Origin of the sequence: Shewanella sp. AC34-MNA-CIBAN-0136 (genome assembly GCF_040309945.1) — a bacterium.
Lineage (GTDB): Bacteria > Pseudomonadota > Gammaproteobacteria > Enterobacterales > Shewanellaceae > Shewanella.
The window spans coordinates 63,035-84,432 of the sequence record NZ_JBEOPJ010000015.1; the positions used below are offsets into that span (position 1 = coordinate 63,035).

Below are 21,398 nucleotides of genomic sequence, written 5' to 3' on the forward strand. Positions count from 1 at the left end.
TTATTGAGCGAATATTAAGGCCAGCCATCGAGGCTGGCCTTTTTTGTTATTGACGGAAATATTATCGAATATCAAACCAGCCTTTAGCTCCTGCAATAACGGCATATATAGAACCAAACAAAACCTCAAAAAGGCAATAGGTCACTTTAGCCCGTTGGCGTTAGTCAGTTATGGTTTGAAAAGTCTCTTTGAAGTGGTCAATATGCATGGTGAGCTCCCGGAAAAAGGGAGTATAAGATCATAGCTAAATGTTAACGTCAGATCGTCCATTAAATTGATTGAAAAACATTCACGATCTCGCCCTGGTTTCTTCATAGTTGAATTTCAGCATACATTCCCGTATTTGAGACAGAGAATATTAGAAAATAATGGTGTTACTCAAGCGTATGACATTGAACCTATTAGAACAACATATTCCCAAATTGAGTAAGCAGAAAAAATGATATTAAATGGTAAATTTAGAGCTTAAGTATTCACTAGTCCTGAATATAATGAATTGTAGTTCATCCCCCTCTAAATACACCCTAATGGATAATTTATTTAAATATATTCATCTGATATTCTGCTGGAATTATATAATAAAAATAATATATTAAAAATTTTGCTATATGCTAAATAATTTCACTCCAGAATAAATACTTATTTTTAGACGACTCATTGTTAAAGGAATGTTTATGAAAAAAATGCCCAATTGGGATATCTTGAAAAAAACTACCCAGCATTTCCAGCCCATGCTGTTTTTAAGCAGATTGGAGGTAAAGTTGAACTGAATTTTGATATTGGTGTGTTTGGAAATGCATGTGCAACGAGAGTATCTAAAGCTCTTAACGGTTCAGGAGGCTTACATAAAATCCCTTTTTACAAAGCCGTTGGTCCCAACGGAAAACTTGAGGGACAAGTGTCCTCTGGCAGAAACAAAGACTGGTACATTTTTAGAGTAAAAATATTAAAAAAATATTTAACTGAAAACTATGGTGCACCAGAATCCTTCACACCAGAGGAATATGAAAATAATATTAAAAACCGCAAGGGTATAATTACTTATGAAGTAAATGGATGGTCTGATGCGACCGGACATGCAGATCTTTGGGATGGATCAAACTGCGTTTACCAAGGCTATGGCGATGTATCACACAAAATTCATTTTTGGGAAGCATCTAATGATTAAATATAAATTAGCATCACTCTTTATTTGTAGTGCATTAATTTTGTTTGGGTGTTCTGAAGTAAAAAAAAATAAATTTCATTCTGATGACTTACTCGATTTCGCTGAGTCTAATTGTATTTTTTGGTATTTTAAATCAAAAGACTATGATTTATCTGACATCAAAAAAATAACTTCTGGCATTGTAGAGTTAAGTCATTATTCGGCTGAAAAATTCGAACAAACAGCAATATTAGTCAAAGAATACGCCCCTGACGTATCAAGTAAAGAAAATACAGATATTGAGCTTTTGAAGTGTTTTATCCTTAAAAAAGATCAACAATTCCTAAGTAAGCTTAATGGTATAAGAAAATTATAGTGCTAAAATCAACACCTGCGATGACACTCTTAATCTGAGTGACATCGTGGTTTAAATTCACTAGATATTTCAGGCTATAACGTTTTCTGTACCACTACAGCTCTCCCTGCGATGCTTTTAGGTATGTGGGGCAGAGTAAAATTTATTTGATTACCATAGATTTCCTAATCCAGAGAAGCACCTTTAGACTCTCAGCTCTATCACGTTTGTGTCCATAAACGGTTTAGGGTGGTGACTCATTTCCCCAAAGTTTGTTTCCCTCCTAATTATGCAAAATCAAATATTGAGTAATAGTACCCAAAAATAAAGCCAATGATGTTTAAGCTTTCAAGCAGAATTCCCATGCACATGTAGTCGGCTGGTATATTTGGGGTATTTGAAGTAAGTTATTGTAAGTATATTGAATAATAATTCGTATTTAGTCTTCTTTTACGTGGCAAATTCACATGCGTGTTAATCCCAATAAGTGCGCATGCGCACTGTACAAATGCTATACGATTTTCAGGTTGAGGTGTTTTCAATGAAAAAGGTAATCTCAGTTACAGTCTTAGGTTTGTCAGTCTTAGGTTTGTCATTATTGGGGTGTAATCATAATTATGAAGGGGAGTATTTAGCGACAGAAGGAGTTGACTGTACCCTAAATTCTAATATAAATAATAACGATGTTTTTCTTGAAATTAGTCTTCAGAGTGAAGGTTATACTGCTATCGCACCAAGGGTGTTAAATTTGGGGCTGGGATCTACAAGTGATGGGACGGCATCGCCATCTGAAGATGATATATTAAATTTTAACTTTTCTAAACGTGGACCGAGAGTAAGGGGAGCACCTACAAATCCAAGCCCCTTTAAGTCGGTCTCAATGTCAATAAAGGTCCATCCAACCAAGCATAATCATATATTAATTCATGAGTCGTATGCTTCACTCATTGACGATAATAATGGCTATATAAATTTGTTAAAAGCCGACCAAAAGCAGCCTAACTATATCCCTCTTTGTTTAATCAAAAAAAATACAATAAACTATCTATGGTTAAGCGCTAAAACGTTTTTGTCCAAAAACGAGTTAGCAGCCCCGCACTTAAGATGCTGTAATTGCCATGACTATCAATCCATATCATCTAAACTATTCTGTTCTAAAAAATCTTCCCTTTTGACACAGATAAAGTTCAGGATTTAAACAAAAGTTTGTTATACTCCGCGGCCGCTTATCGATGGCACTCAATGGGGTGTATCATTCAAGCTTAACGTTTTTCAACTATCCTAAGACGTTAATCAACCCAGTTAAGCATGATATCTGCCATTAACAATGGCTATAGGCCCAAATACTCTAGATTGACCTTGTGCAGCTAACTTAGCTTGTTGCAACTAAATCGCTTTGTTTTGATGTACATACAGGAACCGCACCATGAAATTCGAATCTTTTAGCTTCGCCCCAGAAATATTACGCGCGATCGCTGAGTGCGGTTATCAATCTATGACGCCAATTCAACAACAAGCGATACCGGCAATCCGTCGTGGTGAAGATGTCCTAGCAAGCGCTCAAACAGGCACGGGTAAAACAGCAGCATTTGCGCTGCCTATATTACAAAGAATGTGTGATAACCCAAAAGAGACGATGCCGTCTAACACTCGTACTTTAATTCTGACTCCAACTCGTGAGCTTGCCGCACAGGTTGCAGACAACATTAGCGCTTACAGTAAACATCTTAATTTAACGGTATTAACCATTTATGGCGGCGTTAAAATAGAGACCCAATCACAAAAACTTAAACGCGGTGCCGACGTTATTGTTGCTACACCAGGTCGTTTACTTGAACACATTGTGGCGTGTAACTTAAGTTTGTCGAATGTTGAGTTTTTAGTACTCGATGAAGCCGACCGTATGCTTGATATGGGCTTTAGTGCTGACATTAAAAAGATTCTCCAAGCAGTAAACAAAAAACGTCAAAACATGTTGTTCTCTGCGACCTTCTCTTCTGAGGTTAAAAAGCTAGCGAATGACATGCTTGAAAAGCCTAAAGTGATTACTGTTGATAAACAAAATACTACTGCCGACACCGTTAGCCAGGTGGTATATCCAGTAGAGCAGCGCCGTAAGCGTGAATTAATATCTGAGTTAATCGGTACCAAAAACTGGCAACAGGTGTTGGTGTTTACCGCGACTCGTGACGCAGCAGACAAATTGGTCAAAGAGCTTAACTTAGATGGTATTCCATCGGGTGTGGTTCATGGCGAGAAAGCACAAGGCAGCCGTCGTCGTGCGTTACGTGAATTTGTTGAAGGTAAAATTCGCGTATTGGTGGCCACTGAAGTCGCTGCCCGTGGTCTTGATATTAAAAATCTTGAATACGTTGTTAACTACGATTTACCGTTTTTAGCCGAAGATTACGTCCACCGTATTGGCCGTACAGGTCGTGCAGGTAAAACCGGTGTGGCAATTTCGTTTGTGAGCCGCGAAGAAGAACGCACCCTAGCTGATATTGAAAAGCTAATCGGTCAGCCAATTCGTCGAGTCACAGTACCGGGTTATGAAGTGGGTAGCCGTGAAGTACTGCTTAAGCAGATTGAAAAGCGCCGTAGTTTTGCTAAAAAACAACAACGTGGTGATAACGCTGGCGCCCAGATGATTGCTGAGAAAAACATGGACGGACGTCGTGTTAAAGTGGGTAAAGTCAGCAGCACGGTTAAATACAAAAAGATTAAATAACTCAACTCGAAAGAGTTAATGGTAATAGAAAAAAGCGCTTAGGCGCTTTTTTTGTGTTTGAATGAAATGAATTGTGTGATTATGAGGTCTACTTTAGTCGGGACATTACTCTATAAGGACTTATCATGTTAAAAACTCTGCTTATTGCCACCGCACTTACGTTAACCAGTTTAGCCAGTGTGGCTAAGCCTATTGCCAGTGACGAGAACAATGTCATGCCACTGCTCAATGGCCACCAGATACCAGCAATAACCCTGCAAGATGTTGATGGTAAAGCGGTTGAACTCAGTAAACTTGTGGCGCAAAAGCCGACTATATTTTTCTTTTACCGTGGCGGTTGGTGTCCATTTTGTAATTCGCAAATGGGTCAGTTAAAAGCCATTGAACCAAAACTGATTGAGATGGGTTTTCAATTAGTGGGAATTTCACCAGACACGCCAGAAAAGATGCGCGCGTCGATGAATAAACAAGAACTCGATTATTTATTGCTGTCTGACACCTCAATGGCGGCATCGCAAGCATTTGGTTTAGCCTATTACACCAGTGCAGATATCACTAAAAAATATACTGCCAGTTTAGCGGTAACCAATGAACTGTTTACTACCCCTGCAGGTGAAAAACGCTTAGTGTTACCCGTGCCAGCTGTCTATTTGGCAGATAAAAGTGGTTTAATTCATTTTCAATATGTGAATCCAAACTACAAGGTTCGCCCTGCGCCAGAGCTAATTTTAACCGCTGCTGAGTTACTCGTTAAACCTTAGTTAACGCCAAATTCAAATAGAATCTAGCCAACATTAATCCAATAATGTTGGCTTTTTTAACTTACTCTTTTGAGTCAGCACCCTCTAATACAACACTATAGTGTTATGACACTTACCCACTCACACTTGGTGCTTTCAACAACGACACTTCTACACACCGATACATCTAGACTTATCGTAATTAAATACAATCTTTCATCACAAAAAACCTCGAAATACAGGCGTTTTTAGCCAATTAGTGCATTTTATATTGGATTTTTAATACCTCATCTCGTTACACTGTTCGGCATATAAGAATATCCCTACACAGAGGCTGTAAATTACCATGTCTATTGCTACTACATTTGGCACAGCAAATACTTCTGGCACGATTAAGGCGATGCTATTAGGTTGCGGTGAACTCGGCAAAGAAGTTGCCATTGAGCTACAACGTTACGGAATTGAAGTTATCGGAGTTGATCGCTACCCCAATGCCCCAGCAATGCAAATTGCCCATCGTTTTCATGTGATTAACATGCTGGATGCAAAAGCATTAAAAGCAGTTATCGAGCTTGAACAGCCGGATTTAGTGATCCCTGAGATTGAAGCTATTGCCACCCAAACGTTAGTGGAACTAGAACAGCAAGGTTTACATGTGGTGCCAACCGCTAACGCAGCCAAACTCACTATGGACCGTGAGGGCATACGCCGACTTGCGGCAGAAACCTTAGCGATACCAACATCAAAGTACTTTTTCTGTGACACCCTAGCTGAATTTGAACAGGCCGTTACCGACATTGGTGTTCCATGCGTGGTTAAGCCAGTAATGAGTTCGTCAGGTAAAGGCCAGAGTGTGATTAAGTCAGCACAAACCATCCAGCAAGCATGGTCTTACGCCCAAGAAGGTGGACGAGCAGGTAAAGGACGAGTAATTGTTGAAGCCTTTATTCCGTTTGATTACGAAATTACCTTACTGACGATTAGCGCCGTAAATGGCATCCATTTTTGCGACCCTATTGGCCATAGACAAGAAGATGGCGATTATCGTGAATCGTGGCAACCGCAGGCGATGTCGGCTGGGGTATTACACAAGGCACAAGCCATGAGTAAACGAGTTGTTGAGGCATTAGGCGGATATGGACTCTTTGGTGTTGAGCTATTTATTCGTGGTGATGAAGTGTATTTTTCTGAAGTGTCGCCAAGGCCACATGATACAGGTTTAGTAACCTTAATCAGCCAGGATTTATCTGAGTTTGCCTTGCATGTACGTGCGATCTTAGGATTACCAATAAGCAATATTGTGCAGCATGGTCCTAGTGCTTCTGCGGTTATTCTTGCTGAAGGCACATCCACCAATATCCGTTACCAGGGTATGGCTGCCGCCTTAGCGCCAGCCGATACTCAATTACGCTTGTTTGGTAAGCCAGACATTGATGGCCGCCGCCGCTTAGGTGTGGCGTTAGCCCGCGATAACTCGGTAGAACAAGCGGTCGAAAAAGCAAAAACTGTTGCCAGCCATATCAAGGTACTGTTTTAACGTCACAGGATATTATTTTAACGTCACAGGATATTGTTCTGTCACCAAGCTGAATATCGATGAACTAAGCCGTGGAGTATCTGCGGCTTAGTTTTTTACTGTTGGCATTGGTTTAGGCAGTGGTTTATCTGCTAAGTGAAAGTGGACTAACATTAGCAAACGAAACAGCGCTTTAAGTTTAAGATCTTGATCAAGCTTACCCGCGTGAATCAGTTTTTTCAGTACCGTTATTTTTATGTACAGTTTTTTAATCAACACGCCGCTTGGCTCACCTAGGTATTTATCGAACTCTTTATAACCCTCAATAGTTCGCGGTACTAACTTAGCCTGACTAATATGTAATCCCGACAGTATCGCTTTATCGAACGCTTGGGTTTCTAGCCCCTTGATAATGTCGGTTGCACTGAGTTGTTGCGCCAAACCATCCACAATAAAATGAATATTTGATTCAATTTCAAATTGCAGCGCATGGGTATCGTGGCGCACATTATCAAATCTGCTACGTTCTTTATCAACAAAATCAAACAGGACTTTCCATAGTGACATGTGTCGTTATCCGCTCTAGTTGTGAGTGTTAATCGAACGCTATAAATGACAGATCTAAACACCCAGCACTATATCTAAGTTATAAGCTCTAAACTCTAAACTCTAAACTCTAAACTCTAAACTCTAAATTTTAAATTTTAATCTAAGCTTTAAACTCGAGACTAAACAGGTTAAAAGTGGTTGGTTTAGTGATAGCTTTAGCCGTTAATTCTATTCAACATTTTACCTTGTTGAAAATAGAGAACATTTTCAAGCGCAATATTAAGTAGATTTTGCCTAGCTTGTAATGTCGCCCATGCAATATGCGGCGTGATAGTAATGTTGGCTGCACTAAGTAACGGATTATTGCTACTTGGCGGCTCAGTGGATAACACGTCAACTGCCGCAAAGCCGTTACCATTGTTAAGCCATTGAGCGAGATCATTTTCATTAATCAAATCGCCACGGGCGGTATTCACTAATAAACAACCCGGTTTAAGTAAGCGTAAACTGTCGCTATTGATCATGTATTTGGTTGCTGTACTCAGCGGACAATGCAGCGAAATAATATCGGCTTGTTGAAGCAGGATGTCGCGTTCACACCATTGAATAGCATCAGGTAAATTGGTTTTAGGTTTAGCACTGGTAATCAACACTTTCATGCCAAACGCGACACCTAAATTGGCAACCTGTTGGCCAATATCACCATAACCTACCACACCCAGCGTGAGGCCTTTTAATGAGGTTAAGGGTGATAAGGTAAAACAAAAATCTCGTTGCGTTACCCATTGTCCTTGTTTTACGGCTTGGTCATGTAAGGCAACTTGTTGCTTATGATGTAAAATATGGGCAAACACCATTTGTGCTACGGCATCAGGACCATAAGCAGGAATATTAGTGACAACAATACCCTGCGCTGTTGCTGCATCAACATCGACCACATTGGTTCCTGTGGCAAGAACACCAATATAGCTTAATGCGGGCAGTTGCTTTAAGGTCGCGGCACTCAATAGCGTTTTATTGGTCAGCACGATGTGTGCACCTTGGCAGCGACTGACGATTTGTTCGAGTGTGGTATGGTCGTAAATATCACATTCGCCTAAAGCCTCAAGCGCTTGCCAACTCAAATCACCCGGATTAAGTGTATAACCATCTAATACCACTATTTTCATTTATTGCCCCATTCCATTGTTTACAAAAATACGTTACTGGCTTGCGCTAACGCATTCCTCTAGAGGTTTTAATGCGCTCGTAAGCGGCTTGAATATCTTGTGCTTTGGTGTTGGCTAATTCCATCATCTCTTCAGGTAAGCCTTTAGCCACAAGCTTGTCTGGATGATGTTCATTCATCAACTTACGGTAAGTTCGTTTTACGTCTTGATCGCTAGCAGATTCTTGCACGCCAAGTAGCACATAGGCATCAGTAAGCGGCATTTTATTACCTTGTGGCGACTGATGATGACTAAATTCAGCTTGCCAACGCGCCAATAAAGCATCCAGTTGCGCAGCAAGACCAAGCTTAGTGGCAATAACCGACAATATTTGCTTTTCATTGGCATGTAATTCACCATCGGCCAAGGCTGTTTGAATTTGGATTTCCAAGAACATTTGCGCTAACTCGACTCGTCCTTGAGTGGCTTTTCGAAACAGTTCTAGCTGCTTTAGCAAATCAAAATCAGCTTGGCGGCCTTGACGAAAAGCCGTTTGCGCATCGATACGTGACTGACCAGACAACTTCATTTGATCCATTAACATGGTCGCTATACGAATATCGGTTTCAGTCACTCGCCCTGACGCTTTAGCAACATGGCCCATTACGGCAAATGTTGAATTAAAAAACATCGCCTGACGTTCACTGCCTTTACGCATTATCGAGGTTAACCCTTGGCGCCTATCGAAAGCATGGCCTAACCATAATCCTAAAATTGCACCAAAGAAACGCCCGAACATATACCCAATGATAAATCCAAAAACTTTACCCCAAATTCGCATGTTGTTTTCCACTACGGTTAATAATTAATAAACAGCTAGCCATTATCAAAGGCGTAGCTTAAAGCGGTAACTGAGTCTCTATATCAACTAACCGGCGCTGTAATTTATCCAGGCGCTCAAGTGTGCCGACATCGCACCAATAAGCATCAAAATGCTCACCTTGTATTTGTTGCTGGCCAATGGCTTGTTTAAGCAAAGGACCCAAAGCCTGTTTACCTTCAGGCAACTGACTAAATAATTGAGGATGATAAATCCCCAGTCCAGCAAACGTTAACCTTTGTTCATCGCTCAAGGTTAATTTACCTTGGGCATCAATAGCAAAATCACCCTGTTGATGATGTTCTGGATTATCCACTAACCACAAATAAGCTTGTGCTTCACCTTGGTAAACGCGCTGATATGCCAAGGTGACGTCGGGCAAGTGATCGATAAAAATATCACCATTGATAACCAAAAAAGGTTCGTCCCCCAACCAAGGTAATGCTTGCTTGATCCCCCCAGCAGTTTCTAACGCTGTGGTTTCTTCGCTGTAGTTAATCTGCAAACCCCATCGACTCCCATCGCCTAGCATTTCAGGTAACTTATGCCCTAACCAAGCTTGATTGATCACAACCTCAGTCACGCCAATTAACGCGAGCTTTTCTAAGTGATATTCAATTAAAGGTTTACCTGCAACGCTCACTAATGGTTTAGGTAAGGAGTCTGTTAACGGGCGCAAACGCTCCCCGCGTCCTGCAGCCAGTATCATCGCTTTCATGCTTCGCTTACCGCCTCATTAGTATTTTTGTGGTTTACTAACGGTAAAATCACCCTGTGAACCCACAGACTAAAATCGGTAGTTTGTGGGTATTTCATCCCAATATCAGCAACATATTGTAAGGTTAATGGAATATCAGCCAGATAACCGCGCTTACCGTCACGATGATATAACCGCGCAAAAATACCCGCAGCTTTGATATGACGTTGTAATCCCATTAAATCAAACCACTGGGTATAAGTAACGTAATCAACATTTTCATCCATTAATTGGTGATCTATAGCGAGCTGAAAATGATATCTCATCAAGTGATTAACGATATCATCTGGCCAACGCACGTAACAATCGCGCAGCAATGATACCGCATCATAAGTCACTGGCCCATGGACTGCATCTTGAAAGTCAATCACCGCTAACGCTTGATCATTTATCAGTAAATTACGGCTATGGTAATCACGATGCATGCCCACTTTTGGCTGCGCCAGTGCATTGTCGGTTAAGGCTGCAAACGTAGCCGCAATCATTTGTTGCTCATTATCCGTCAATGCGTAATCTAAATGCTCTTTTAGTAACCAATCGACAAAAATAGCTAATTCTCTTGCCACAAAAACGTCATCGTAATCAGCTAAAGGTCCATCTTCGGTTTCCGTTACCGTGGCAATGACCGGCAATAAGTTTAATGCCTGCTTATAATAGTCGGTCACATTGTCTCTATTCAGCACCGACAAAAGTTGTAATTCGCCTACATCAGTTTGTAAGACAAAACCATAGTCTTCGCAGGTTGCAAGCACTTCGGGTACCAGTAAGCCTGCATGTTGATAAGCCTTGGCCATTGCCACAAATGGCGCGATGGGCACTAAGTCGATCGGTGAATCTGAAACAATGTAATCAATACCTTGATGATGAAGACGAAAATAGCGTCGAAAACTGGCGTCGCCGCAGATCAAGTTAATGGCAACTTTATCGCCGAAATATTGGTATAACCAGTTACTTAACGCGACAAATCTTGGGTCAGATAAAATCATCTCAATGGCTCTTAACGAAAAATTGCTTTATTATAGCCAGCATAACATTTGGAAACAGCTAAAGAATGGAATGTTTCATCTAGCTGAGTATCTTTTTCTCTCCAAAACTTTCCGGAATCAGAATTCATAAATTATTGACAACAATGCAGATCCGTTATTTTCTGGCACTAAGCCTACTCCCAAATATCGTGTTGGCCGATGAGCCTACAACGACAGAAGCGCCTTCATTGCAATGCGTTGTTGCTCCGCCTGTGTCTCGTTCATTCGAAGACCGTGCAGCATTAACCGGCATATCAGACGATCAAATTGTTATCATTAGCGATCACTCTGCCGTTGCTTACAATAACCAAGCTGAGTTTTCGGGTGATGTGAGTTTCAGCCAGGGACTTCGCCATATCGCTGCTGACAATGCGGTATTAGATCAAAAACAACAACGCTTAAATGCAGAAGGTAACCTTATCTTTAAAGATGAGTTATTTACCGTCACAGCAGATACCTTAGAAGCCCAAATGAGCACGAATAACGCCACCTTAAAAGGGGCTCAGTATTGGCTACATGGGCAACAAGTACATGGCGATGCAGAAAAACTACAGATAACTTCAGACAATAATCTATTGCTAACAAAAACCAACTTCACTACCTGCCCTCCTGGTGATGAATCATGGTTACTTGAAGCCGATATGATCAAAATTGACAGCAAAGAAGAATGGGGTGAAATTTGGAATGCCAAGCTGCGTATTGCCAACATCCCAGTATTATATATCCCGTATATGACAGTGCCTGTATCAGATAAGCGTAAAACCGGCTTTTTATTCCCAAGTTTTAGTACCAGCACCACTAACGGTGTAGAAGTTAGCACCCCGTATTATTGGAATATCGCCCCAGAGTTTGACTTAACTTTCACCCCGGACTTCATGTCTTCGCGTGGGTTGTATACCAAAACGGAATTTCGCTATCTCGCTGGCGAACAGCAAAATGGCCAGTTCAATGTCGAATATTTAGGTAGCGACAGTAAGCTAACCTCTAATGCTGACCGTTATTTGTATCACTGGAGCCATCAAGGCGCAGTCAACAAAAACTGGCGAGTAAGATCAGACTATACCGATGTGTCTGATAACAATTATTTCAACGATTTAAATTCCGACGTTAATCAGTCAACCGACAACCAGTTATCACGGATCGGTGAAGCCAGTTATTTTGAACGCAACTGGGACTTCAACATGCGCGTGCAAGACATTAAAGTGCTTGGTGAAGATGAAAAACCGTATCAAGTGATGCCACAGCTAAACTTTAATTATCGTTCTGCAGACATTTTTAACTCTATCGACTTTAAATTTAATTCAGAACTGACCAATTTCCGTCATCAAGATAATGAATATAATACAGCTACCCGCTTACATTTAGTGCCTAGCTTAATTTGGCCAATACAAGGGCCAGCAGGTTCATTTACCAGTGAAGTTAAATTACTGCAAACTCAGTACTGGCAGCAAAACATCGACGAAGACTCAACATTAGACGACAGTATAAGCCGTACGATTCCTCAAGCGCGTTTACACGGTCAGGTGAATTTTGAGCGAGCAACCCAATTGTTTGATGAACAATACCGTCAAACCCTTGAACCTCAGATTCAATATCTTTATGTCGGCTATGAAGACCAATCCAATATTGGTATTTATGACACCGCACAATTACAAGAAGACTATTATGGTCTGTTCCGCGATCGCCAATACTCAGGCTTAGACCGTGTTGCTGATGCCAACCAATTTACCTTAGGTTTTACCACTCGTTTATTTGATCAAACTAACCGCGAAAAACTCAAGTTTAGCGTGGGGCAAATCATGTATTTGGAAAACTCTAAAGTCAGTATTGACGATGCTTTCGAAGAAACAACCCAGTCAACATCGGTATTAGCGGCTGAATTAGATGCCCAGTTATACAACGATTGGTTTGTGAGTGGTTCAGTACAACACGACTCTGAAACGGGTGAAAACAAAAAGAATGAAATCACTTTGGATTATCGCCCAAGTAGCGACCGATTATTGCAGTTAAGCTACCGTTATGTACCCGACTTATTAAATACCAACACCAATGATCAAGTTGATATTTCCCAAGCAGGCGTGCGTACATCGTGGCCTATTAGTGACAACTTATATTTTGTCGGTAACTACTATTACGACCTCAATGAATCTCGTAATATTGAAACTTACACTGGCGTACAATACGAGTCATGTTGCTGGGCATTGCGCTTAAGTTATCATTATCGTATCAAAACCAACTACGATGATGATTTATCAGAAAGCGTTGACGGACGCGAAGAGTTTGAAAGCGGTGTTTACCTAAACTTTGTCATTAAAGGCTTAGGCGGATCAGGTCCGTTAGGGGTAGACGACATGTTAAATGAAGGCTTATTTAACTACCGTAAACCACTTTACTTGAGGAATTAGCATTCTTTTGTGATAGATTGCTGAACCTAGCGACAAACTCATAGTCCAATAACAACAAACATGCTGTTGAGTATGAAGTAGTAACCTTATTTTGGCGATGTATTGCCAGTTTATATTGAATCGAATGTGCCAAGGATTTTGTGGATGAAACACAGTAAAAAAATAATTTTTGCATTACTAGCATTAGCTATGAGTAACACCAGTGTTGCTGCGCCAATGCCATTAGATCGCGTATCAGTACAAATTAATGATGGCATCATTCTTGAGAGTGAAATCACCAACATGGTTTCAACTGTTAAAGCCAATGCTAAAGCAGCTAAACAAACATTACCGTCTGATGATGCCTTACGTACCCAGGTTATCGAACGTCTCATTTTAACTCACTTGCAAATGCAAATGGCTGAACGTATCGGCTTGCAGATTGGTGATTTACAATTAGACCAAACGATTGAAAACATAGCTAAAGAACAAAAAGTCACCGTTGCGCAAATGCAACAAACTATTGAAAGCGAAGGTACGAGCTTTAGCCAATATCGCGAACAGTTACGTCAAGAAGTCACTCTAGGTGAAATTCAGCGTATTCAAGTGCAACGCCGTATTCAGGTTTCACCACAAGAAATTAGTGGCTTAGTGAAATTAATTCAAGAGCAAGGCTTAAAAGATGTTGAGTTTCAAATTGGTCACATTCTGATTGAAATACCAAGCAACCCAACGAGCGAACAACTTGAAAGTGCTAGCCGCCGTGCAGAAATCGTGCTTAAACGTTTAAATAATGGCGACGATTTCCGTAGTACCGCTATTGCGTCTTCATCAGGTCCTAAAGCGTTAGAAGGCGGGATTTGGGACTTTATGAACATTAACGAAATGCCAACCTTGTTTGCTGAAGTTATCAGTAACGCCAAAAAAGGTGACATAATCGGTCCGATTAAATCGGGTTCAGGCTTCCATATTATTAAAGTAGTCGACACTCGTGGTTTACAAACCCAAGAAGTTGAAGAAGTAAAATCACGCCATATCCTGTTAAAGCCATCGCCGATATTATCGGAAGATCGCGCAAAAGCGATGTTAGCTAACTTTTTGACTCAAGTTCGTGCAGGTGACGCAGATTTTGCTAAATTAGCCACTCAGTACTCTGAAGATCCAGGTTCTGCAGCTAAAGGTGGTGAGTTAGGTTGGGCAGACCCAAGCATGTATGTGCCAGAGTTTACGCAAACACTAGCCAGTCTTCAGGAAGGCCAATACAGTGAGCCTTTCCGAACAACTCATGGCTGGCATGTAGTGCAACTTGAATCGCGCCGTAAAACTGATGCAACCGAACAATTTAACAGTAACCGTGCTCATCAATTAATCTTCCGTCGTAAGTTTAATGAAGAGCTACAAAACTGGTTAGACGAAATGCGTTCAGAAGCGTATATCGAAATCGTTGAGCCAGAAAGCAAACGAGGCTAAGCAAAATTAATGACTAAACGTATTGCCATCACTCCAGGCGAACCAGCAAGTATTGGTCCCGACTTAGTCATCAAACTCGCTCAACAGGCCTGGCCTGTTGAGTTAGTTGTTTGTGCCGACCAAAATTTGCTCATGACACGAGCAAAAATGCTTGGACTGCCTTTACAACTCAGGCCTTATCAACCATCGCAACCACCGAAGCCGCAAACAGCAGGCACATTAACCATTGCTCCTTTTGCAGTAGCAGAAGAAGTTGAGTGTGGTGTACTGAATGAAGCTAACAGCGCTTATGTAGTAGAAACTTTGCGCTACGCCGGTGAAAAAAATATGTCGAATGAATTCGACGCGGTCGTTACCGGTCCTGTGCACAAAGGCATTATTAACCAAGCAGGTATTCCATTTAGCGGTCATACCGAATTTTTTGCACTACAAGCTAATTGCGCAGATGTCGTCATGATGCTTGCAGCCCCAGGGTTACAAGTGGCGCTAATGACCACACATATTCCATTAGCTTACGTTGCAAAGGCCATTACCCGCGACAGACTACATCACATTATTAGCATTTTGCATCGTGAATTGGTCAGTAAATTTGGTTTAGGCTCACCCAAAATTTATGTGTGTGGACTCAATCCACACGCAGGAGAAGACGGCCATTTAGGCCGTGAAGAAATCGATACCATCATACCTGCGCTCAACGAGTTACGAGAACAAGGCATGGATATTGTTGGCCCGTTGCCAGCCGATACCTTATTCCAGCCTAAGTATCTCGAACAAGCTGACGTGGTATTAGCTATGTATCATGACCAAGGATTACCTGTGCTTAAATCATTAGGTTTTGGCAAGTCGGTCAATATCACCTTAGGTTTACCTTATATTCGCACCTCAGTCGATCACGGCACCGCGCTAGAATTGGCCGGCAGTGGTAAAGCGGATTGCGGCAGTTTTACCTGTGCATTAAACAAAGCCATCGAATTGGCCTCAAAAAGTAAGTAACCCATTTTAATGAGTAATAAAGTACATTTAGGCCACACGGCCAGAAAGCGTTTTGGACAAAACTTCTTAACTGATCAAGGCGTGATTAGCAGCATCGTAGGCGCTATTGCACCTGATAATGATCATGTAATGGTTGAAATTGGACCTGGTTTAGGTGCATTAACTGAACCTGTTGCAGATATGATTGATAACTTAACCGTTGTTGAATTAGATCGTGACTTGGTTAAACGCTTACAATATCACCCAGTACTTAAAGACAAACTGACCATTCACCAAGGTGATGCATTACAGTTTGATTTTGGTCAGTTGCAACAGCCTGGCAAGAAAATGAAAGTGTTTGGTAACCTTCCTTACAATATTTCAACGCCACTGATGTTCCATTTGTTTGAGTTTGCTGAACAAATAGAAACGATGCATTTTATGTTGCAAAAAGAAGTGGTTTTGCGCTTATCAGCAAGTCCTGGCACCAAAGCTTATGGCCGTTTAACGGTGATGGCACAATATTATTGCCAAGTGGTACCCGTTTTAGAAGTGCCACCAACAAGCTTTACTCCTGCTCCGAAAGTCGATTCTGCAGTGATAAGATTATTGCCTTTTGAAGTCAAACCTTGGCCGTGTAAAAATGTCGATGTATTAAGACACTTAGTCACGACAGCATTTAATATGCGCCGTAAGACTTTGCGTAATAATTTAAAAACCTTAATCTCAGACGAAGATTTTGCAACACTGCAAATTGACGCAAGTCTGCGGCCAGAACAAATTAGTGTCCCACAATATGTGGCAATGGCTAATATGCTGTGTGATAAAAAAGATTAATTATAAGGGCATGCATATTGAGCATGCCCTTTTGCTTTAGGACATAACATGACCCAAGTTGAATCGCCTATTAAGATTAAAGTCGACACCCAATATTTAGAACAACAATCCGATGCTGCCGATAATAAATACCTTTTTAGCTATACCATTACCATCATCAACTTAGGTGATAATAAGGTGACTCTTAAAGACCGTCATTGGATCATCACCGATGCTGACGGCGAACAGAATGAAGTAAAAGGCCCTGGCGTTGTTGGTGAAACCCCCACTATTGCACCCAATACTGCTTACCAGTATACCAGTGGCACTGTGATGGAAACGCCGGTGGGCTTTATGCAAGGATCTTATGGTATGGAAAATCATAAAGGCGAGCGCTTTTTAGCGACCATTCCACCTTTTCGCCTTGCTGTTCCTGGGATATTTCAATAACCCATGGCACACTATTTTGTCGGCGATGTTCAGGGATGTAACTCCGAGTTACAACTATTGCTACAGAAGGTGGCCTTTAACCCATCCAAAGATCAACTTTGGGCGGTTGGCGATCTTGTGGCCAGAGGTACTGAATCGTTAGCAACCCTTCGCTTCTTCCAATCATTACAAGATTCAGCAAAAGTGGTACTGGGCAATCATGACTTACATCTTTTGGCTCTGCACGGGAAGCTAAAACGAGCCAACCCACAAGATCATCTTGATGAATTACTCAACGCTCCTGATATTGATAATTTAGTCAATTGGCTCCGCCAACAGCCTTTAGTCAGAACCTTACCTGAACATAATATCATCATGACCCATGCGGGAGTGCCTCCACAGTGGGATATAGCAACCCTTGAACATGAAGCAGAGCAAGTCAGCTTTGCATTACAGCAAAATGATTATCTAAGTGCATTAATTGCCAAAATGTACACAGAAGATTCTGAGCACTGGTCTCCATCTTTGCACGGTATTGACAGACTACGTTATTGTATCAATGCATTAACACGTATGCGTTTTTTACACCTTGATGGCCGTCTTGATTTTAAATGTAAATCACCACCCAGCGAACAGCATACTGCCGAGTTACGTCCATGGTTTGAATTTGAATCAAAAACAGTACCGCAAAACACCATCATATTTGGGCACTGGGCGGCCTTAATGGGCCAAACAAGTAATCCGCACGTTCTCGCATTAGATACTGGCTGCTGCTGGGGAGAGCATTTAACACTATGGCATCTTGAAAAGAATGAAAAAATTACCCAAAAAAAGTTAATTTAACGTTAAACTAAAGTACCATTTAGCCGATAGCTAAATGTAGAATTTATTACGCTTGCCTGAGAAACAATCGCCCTTTAATAAATTCCTATCGTGGTATGCGATAGCACATACAAGATAAAAATCAGGATCAAATAATAATAGCCGGAGTACTGTATGAAAATTAATGTAGCGACCAGGGTCATTGGCGGTTTTACCGTGGTGACACTGTTATTGATGGTCCTCGGTGGCGTGACCATGCTGAGCAACAACAGTATTAAAGACGGGACGACTATTCTTAAGACGATCAGCCTACCGGCACTTGAATCGACGAGTATTTTAAGTGAAAACTTAAGCACCCAGCAAATTGAAGCGTTACTCGCTTATTACAGTGCGCATTCATCAAAGATTCCAGCGATAGAAAAGAAGCTCACTGATTTAGATAACGCATTTGAAAAAGATCTTGCTCGCTTAAATAATTTAGTAAGCAAACAGAATCAGCTTACTGCGCCATTAGCTGCGTTAACGAAAAGCTACACAGTGTATGAAACGAGTGCAAAAAAAATGATCGTAGAGCGTGAGAGTGCTCTTAGCTTGCAAGAGAAGTTACTCAAAATGCGCAGTAACCTGGAAAATGCAGCAGATGACTCTTCATCTATTTTATTAGACATCATCGATCTAGAAACCAGCGAAGATGAAACTGAACGCAGTTTGGCTGCGTCAGCCAGCTTAGTTGATGGTACATTCATCAATATCATTACCACAATTTATGATTTGGTGGCCTCAACTGAACAAAGTAAATATGACCTTATCATCAAAGAACTCGATTACATGGTCAGCGAAGCTTCATCAAAATTAGATCATATTGGTCGTCAGGGCAGTGGTATTGTCAGCAGTTCAGTTTTAGAAGATTTAACCGCTGAAAGTGCAAAAGTATTTAAGTTGCTAAAAGGCAGCGGTTCAATTATCGAGCTAAAACAACAACAATTAAATCACGAGTTTGCGGCCGCTAAACAGTTAATCGATACACAAAGCGAAGCAAAAGACGTCAACAAGAAAATGACTGTTTTGGCAAAAGCCATCGACACTTTCGCGAGTGATATCAGCACCACTGCCTTAGAAATCATTGATTCAGCAGCCATTAAAACGTTACTGGTAGTATTAACTGCCATTATCGTTGCCATTATTGTCAGTATTGCTGTTGTTAAACCATTGACCCGCTCGTTAGAGAAAGTCAATAAAGCGTTAAATGTGCTAGCTTCAGGTGATTTAACCCATAAATTAGATGACACTGGCCATGATGAATTCGCAGAATTAGCCAAAAACTGCAACCGGTTAGTCGACAGCCTACGAAGTCTTATTATTGGAATAGTTGATCGCTCAAATCAGTTAGCTGCTGCAGCAGAAGAAACCTCTGCAATTACCTCGCAAACCACTATCGGTATTCAAGAGCAAAAGAGCCAAGTGGACCAAGTTGCTGCTGCAACCACGGAACTGAGCTCGAGTGCACAACAGGTATCAATGAGCGCAGATCAAGCACTGAATGAGATTAAACAAGCTGACCAAGAAACACAGCATATGCGTACGCTTGCAGAAGAAAGCAAAAATACCATTATTGCCCTTGCTGAAGAAGTCGCTAAAGCCGGTATTGTTATTAATAAAGTCCATTCCGATAGTGCGTCAATCGGCTCTATTTTAGATGTGATCCGTGGGATTGCAGATCAAACTAACTTACTTGCGCTAAACGCGGCTATTGAAGCTGCAAGAGCTGGAGAACAAGGACGAGGCTTTGCTGTTGTGGCTGATGAGGTGCGTAACTTAGCATCACGTACCCAACACTCAACCAGTGAAATTCAGCAAATGATTGAAGTATTGCAACTTGGTACGCAAGAAGCCGTTGCAGTGATGGAATTGGGTCGTACTCAAGCACAGAGCTGTGTTGAAAAGAATGAACAATCAAATCTTGCCTTAGAGACCATTAGTAAGTCAGTTCACAGAGCCTTTGATTCTGGTAACCATATTGCCCAAGCAGCCCAAGAGCAAAATATCGTTAGCCAACAAGTTTCAGAAAAGCTCGAACATATTGCCTCTATTTCAGAAGAAACCTCAATAGGTGCGGATCAAACGGCACAATCAAGTCAGCAAGTTGCGATGCTTGCTGAAGAACTACAAGCGTCGGTACGCGAGTTCAAGGTTTAATCTATACAATATAAGTTAGTATTCACAAAAGGCCCTTAGTGGGCCTTTTTTATTGCCTGTAATATTTGATTACGAGTAACTGACACTCTGATGGTAAATGAAATAAATCGATTTATAACAAGCAAAATATTATGCCTAAACTAGTCGCTGAACAGCCACAGAGCACGCTTTCAACTATCAACTCACGCGTGTGTTAACCTTGATTGTAATTGGTAACGCAAGCCAGAAACCAATGGCTTGTCTGGCATTAATAAAACATGGATTTTAGACTCAAATTGATGTGCAGATAGGTCGCCGTAAGTAGCAAGTTATCAGTAAACAGGCTGAAAATTGAAAGCAAACAACAAATAAATATAAGGCGAATGTAATCCGTCATTGCTAATCAACCTAATGGGTAAATTATCGACATAAAAAATGCCGATAATTACTTATCGGCATTTCTAATTACATTGACTGACTCAACGATGACACATCGCCAGAATTAGCCACCAACTCGGTCTTTAATCGCGGCAGTAATCGGGCTACCGTCATGACCATTAGCAGCTGCCCAATCTAGAATAGTTTTGCCATCAGCCTCAGGAATAGCTAAATCACTTGAAGGTAGACGCTTTGCGATAAACTCACCGACATCATTAGCATTTGAATTGTAGGCAGTACGCAATAAACTGCTGCCATCACAAGAAATGCCTGAATAAACATTACGTAATTTAACACGACTTTCTTTCATCTTCTTACGTAAACGGCTTTTGTCGTCTGATTTCACATAATCACAAATATTTGCAACTAATTGATCTGTATCGGCGATAGCAGGGGCTGACACAAAAGATGCTGCAATCAGGGCTGCAATAGCTACAGGCAATAGACGCATCTGACACTCCTTTATATTTTATAGTTATATAACTATGTATAGAGATCATGCTTTAGATCACTTTTACATATTAATTTCAGGGGTAAACCCGACTAATTTAACACTTTTTAACTAAAGTGTTAAAGCTATATTGCAATCCTTTGTCGTTTGTTGCAGTTACTGAGTTCTGTAAATCCCAAGAACCATCATCCCAGGCAGGAAATACCGTGTCACCCTCTACATCGACATCAATTAACGTTAGATATAATACGTCAGCTTGAGGCAATAGTTGTTGATAAAGTTGACCACCACCAATCACCACCATTTCTTCACAATCACCCGCGGCAGTGATAGCTTCATCGAAACTTTTTACACAGGTAACACCTTCAATACTCAGCTGACTATTACGGCTAATCACTATATTGTGGCGCCCGGGCAATGGTCGACCAATTGACTCATAGGTTTTGCGCCCCATAACAACAGGTTTTGACAAGGTCATCGCTTTAAAGTGGCGTAAATCTTCAGGTAAATGCCAAGGCATTTTATTGTCTTTACCTATAACTCTATTGTTGGCCATTGCGGCAATCATTGCGATACGCATTGAAGCAAAATCCTTA

20 protein-coding genes and 1 pseudogene are annotated in these 21,398 nt (G+C 41.1%); 13 read left to right on the top strand and 8 right to left on the bottom strand.

Translation table 11 applies throughout. From position 1 onward, the window contains the following. Positions 1–64: 64 nt before the first annotated feature. Positions 65–208 (bottom strand): annotated as a pseudogene (locus tag AAEY94_RS15035) (transposase family protein); the annotation flags it as partial. Between the two features lie 483 nt (positions 209–691). Between AAEY94_RS15035 and AAEY94_RS15040 the strand changes: the two are divergent. The 6 genes from AAEY94_RS15040 (at position 692) to purT (ending at position 6,507) form a co-directional block, all read left to right on the top strand. Next, entirely contained in the window at positions 692–1,168 is a 477-nt protein-coding gene (locus tag AAEY94_RS15040; protein ID WP_350979164.1) for a type VI secretion system amidase effector protein Tae4, read from the top strand. Next, entirely contained in the window at positions 1,161–1,523 is a 363-nt protein-coding gene (locus tag AAEY94_RS15045) for a T6SS amidase immunity protein Tai4 family protein (protein ID WP_350979165.1), read from the top strand. Before AAEY94_RS15040 ends, AAEY94_RS15045 begins: the two co-directional genes overlap by 8 nt. Positions 1,524–2,043: 520 nt before the next feature. Further along, entirely contained in the window at positions 2,044–2,700 is a 657-nt protein-coding gene (locus AAEY94_RS15050; RefSeq protein WP_350979166.1) for a hypothetical protein, read from the top strand. 228 nt (positions 2,701–2,928) lie between these two features. Beyond that, positions 2,929–4,230 (top strand): DEAD/DEAH box helicase, encoded by a 1,302-nt coding sequence (locus tag AAEY94_RS15055; protein ID WP_059744719.1) that lies wholly within the window; start codon positions 2,929–2,931, stop codon positions 4,228–4,230. A gap of 125 nt (positions 4,231–4,355) precedes the next feature. Continuing rightward, entirely contained in the window at positions 4,356–4,991 is a 636-nt protein-coding gene (locus AAEY94_RS15060) for a peroxiredoxin-like family protein (RefSeq protein ID WP_350979167.1), read from the top strand. Between the two features lie 325 nt (positions 4,992–5,316). After that, on the top strand, positions 5,317–6,507 hold the full coding sequence (purT, locus tag AAEY94_RS15065; protein WP_350979168.1) for a formate-dependent phosphoribosylglycinamide formyltransferase: 1,191 nt from the start codon (positions 5,317–5,319) through the stop codon (positions 6,505–6,507). A gap of 87 nt (positions 6,508–6,594) precedes the next feature. Here purT and AAEY94_RS15070 read toward each other — a convergent pair whose 3' ends face one another. From AAEY94_RS15070 to AAEY94_RS15090, 5 genes are all read right to left on the bottom strand, one after another. Continuing rightward, a complete protein-coding gene (locus AAEY94_RS15070; RefSeq protein WP_350979169.1) occupies positions 6,595–7,053 on the bottom strand; it encodes a hypothetical protein in 459 nt (152 codons plus the stop codon). Positions 7,054–7,250: 197 nt separating this feature from the next. Beyond that, positions 7,251–8,204: a D-2-hydroxyacid dehydrogenase gene (locus tag AAEY94_RS15075; RefSeq protein WP_182744173.1), complete on the bottom strand. Its 954-nt coding sequence runs from the start codon at positions 8,202–8,204 to the stop codon at positions 7,251–7,253. A gap of 46 nt (positions 8,205–8,250) precedes the next feature. Continuing rightward, positions 8,251–9,024, bottom strand: a complete 774-nt coding sequence (gene djlA, locus AAEY94_RS15080) for a co-chaperone DjlA (protein ID WP_350979170.1) — start codon at positions 9,022–9,024, stop codon at positions 8,251–8,253. A gap of 58 nt (positions 9,025–9,082) precedes the next feature. After that, positions 9,083–9,781: an N-acetylmuramate alpha-1-phosphate uridylyltransferase MurU gene (gene murU, locus AAEY94_RS15085; RefSeq protein WP_350979171.1), complete on the bottom strand. Its 699-nt coding sequence runs from the start codon at positions 9,779–9,781 to the stop codon at positions 9,083–9,085. Beyond that, a complete protein-coding gene (locus tag AAEY94_RS15090; RefSeq protein ID WP_350979172.1) occupies positions 9,778–10,806 on the bottom strand; it encodes an aminoglycoside phosphotransferase family protein in 1,029 nt (342 codons plus the stop codon). The genes murU and AAEY94_RS15090 overlap by 4 nt, the downstream gene beginning before the upstream one ends. A gap of 143 nt (positions 10,807–10,949) precedes the next feature. On the opposite strand from AAEY94_RS15090, the gene lptD reads away from it, so the two are divergent. The 7 genes from lptD to AAEY94_RS15125 all read left to right on the top strand — a co-directional run bounded on the left by lptD (position 10,950) and on the right by AAEY94_RS15125 (position 19,934). Further along, positions 10,950–13,250, top strand: a complete 2,301-nt coding sequence (gene lptD, locus AAEY94_RS15095) for an LPS assembly protein LptD (protein ID WP_350979173.1) — start codon at positions 10,950–10,952, stop codon at positions 13,248–13,250. Between the two features lie 144 nt (positions 13,251–13,394). Further along, positions 13,395–14,699 carry a peptidylprolyl isomerase SurA gene (gene surA, locus AAEY94_RS15100; protein ID WP_101088757.1) on the top strand — a complete coding sequence of 435 codons (1,305 nt, stop codon included), beginning with the start codon at positions 13,395–13,397 and terminating at the stop codon, positions 14,697–14,699. Positions 14,700–14,708: 9 nt separating this feature from the next. Continuing rightward, positions 14,709–15,692, top strand: coding sequence for a 4-hydroxythreonine-4-phosphate dehydrogenase PdxA (pdxA, locus tag AAEY94_RS15105; protein ID WP_162023751.1), 984 nt, complete (start codon positions 14,709–14,711; stop codon positions 15,690–15,692). A gap of 9 nt (positions 15,693–15,701) precedes the next feature. Then, positions 15,702–16,508: a 16S rRNA (adenine(1518)-N(6)/adenine(1519)-N(6))-dimethyltransferase RsmA gene (gene rsmA / locus AAEY94_RS15110; RefSeq protein WP_101088755.1), complete on the top strand. Its 807-nt coding sequence runs from the start codon at positions 15,702–15,704 to the stop codon at positions 16,506–16,508. A 48-nt stretch (positions 16,509–16,556) separates the two neighbouring features. Then, the gene (gene apaG / locus AAEY94_RS15115; protein ID WP_101088754.1) at positions 16,557–16,937 is read left to right on the top strand and encodes a Co2+/Mg2+ efflux facilitator ApaG/CorD; all 381 of its coding nucleotides are present in this window, start codon (positions 16,557–16,559) and stop codon (positions 16,935–16,937) included. Between the two features lie 3 nt (positions 16,938–16,940). Beyond that, a complete protein-coding gene (locus tag AAEY94_RS15120) occupies positions 16,941–17,759 on the top strand; it encodes a symmetrical bis(5'-nucleosyl)-tetraphosphatase (RefSeq protein WP_192114347.1) in 819 nt (272 codons plus the stop codon). A 153-nt stretch (positions 17,760–17,912) separates the two neighbouring features. Continuing rightward, positions 17,913–19,934: a HAMP domain-containing methyl-accepting chemotaxis protein gene (locus tag AAEY94_RS15125; protein WP_350979174.1), complete on the top strand. Its 2,022-nt coding sequence runs from the start codon at positions 17,913–17,915 to the stop codon at positions 19,932–19,934. A 481-nt stretch (positions 19,935–20,415) separates the two neighbouring features. Here the strand turns inward: AAEY94_RS15125 and AAEY94_RS15130 are convergent, their stop codons facing one another. Next, the gene (locus tag AAEY94_RS15130; RefSeq protein WP_101088751.1) at positions 20,416–20,802 is read right to left on the bottom strand and encodes a DUF3718 domain-containing protein; all 387 of its coding nucleotides are present in this window, start codon (positions 20,800–20,802) and stop codon (positions 20,416–20,418) included. A 97-nt stretch (positions 20,803–20,899) separates the two neighbouring features. Continuing rightward, a complete protein-coding gene (gene folA / locus AAEY94_RS15135; protein ID WP_101088750.1) occupies positions 20,900–21,382 on the bottom strand; it encodes a type 3 dihydrofolate reductase in 483 nt (160 codons plus the stop codon). Positions 21,383–21,398 lie beyond the last annotated feature (16 nt).

Excerpts from the sequence above, each read along its gene's own strand:
- murU (WP_350979171.1), bottom strand. The coding sequence starts at position 9,781 with ATGAAAGCGATGATACTGGCTGCAGGACGCGGGGAGCGTTTGCGCCCG.
- AAEY94_RS15070 (WP_350979169.1), bottom strand. The coding sequence starts at position 7,053 with ATGTCACTATGGAAAGTCCTGTTTGATTTTGTTGATAAAGAACGTAGC.
- AAEY94_RS15120 (WP_192114347.1), top strand. The coding sequence starts at position 16,941 with ATGGCACACTATTTTGTCGGCGATGTTCAGGGATGTAACTCCGAGTTA.
- AAEY94_RS15060 (WP_350979167.1), top strand. The coding sequence starts at position 4,356 with ATGTTAAAAACTCTGCTTATTGCCACCGCACTTACGTTAACCAGTTTA.
- AAEY94_RS15055 (WP_059744719.1), top strand. The coding sequence starts at position 2,929 with ATGAAATTCGAATCTTTTAGCTTCGCCCCAGAAATATTACGCGCGATC.
- purT (WP_350979168.1), top strand. The coding sequence starts at position 5,317 with ATGTCTATTGCTACTACATTTGGCACAGCAAATACTTCTGGCACGATT.
- rsmA (WP_101088755.1), top strand. The coding sequence starts at position 15,702 with ATGAGTAATAAAGTACATTTAGGCCACACGGCCAGAAAGCGTTTTGGA.
- AAEY94_RS15090 (WP_350979172.1), bottom strand. The coding sequence starts at position 10,806 with ATGATTTTATCTGACCCAAGATTTGTCGCGTTAAGTAACTGGTTATAC.
- surA (WP_101088757.1), top strand. The coding sequence starts at position 13,395 with ATGAAACACAGTAAAAAAATAATTTTTGCATTACTAGCATTAGCTATG.
- djlA (WP_350979170.1), bottom strand. The coding sequence starts at position 9,024 with ATGCGAATTTGGGGTAAAGTTTTTGGATTTATCATTGGGTATATGTTC.
- lptD (WP_350979173.1), top strand. The coding sequence starts at position 10,950 with ATGCAGATCCGTTATTTTCTGGCACTAAGCCTACTCCCAAATATCGTG.
- folA (WP_101088750.1), bottom strand. The coding sequence starts at position 21,382 with ATGCGTATCGCAATGATTGCCGCAATGGCCAACAATAGAGTTATAGGT.
- apaG (WP_101088754.1), top strand. The coding sequence starts at position 16,557 with ATGACCCAAGTTGAATCGCCTATTAAGATTAAAGTCGACACCCAATAT.
- AAEY94_RS15045 (WP_350979165.1), top strand. The coding sequence starts at position 1,161 with ATGATTAAATATAAATTAGCATCACTCTTTATTTGTAGTGCATTAATT.
- pdxA (WP_162023751.1), top strand. The coding sequence starts at position 14,709 with ATGACTAAACGTATTGCCATCACTCCAGGCGAACCAGCAAGTATTGGT.
- AAEY94_RS15125 (WP_350979174.1), top strand. The coding sequence starts at position 17,913 with ATGAAAATTAATGTAGCGACCAGGGTCATTGGCGGTTTTACCGTGGTG.
- AAEY94_RS15050 (WP_350979166.1), top strand. The coding sequence starts at position 2,044 with ATGAAAAAGGTAATCTCAGTTACAGTCTTAGGTTTGTCAGTCTTAGGT.
- AAEY94_RS15075 (WP_182744173.1), bottom strand. The coding sequence starts at position 8,204 with ATGAAAATAGTGGTATTAGATGGTTATACACTTAATCCGGGTGATTTG.
- AAEY94_RS15130 (WP_101088751.1), bottom strand. The coding sequence starts at position 20,802 with ATGCGTCTATTGCCTGTAGCTATTGCAGCCCTGATTGCAGCATCTTTT.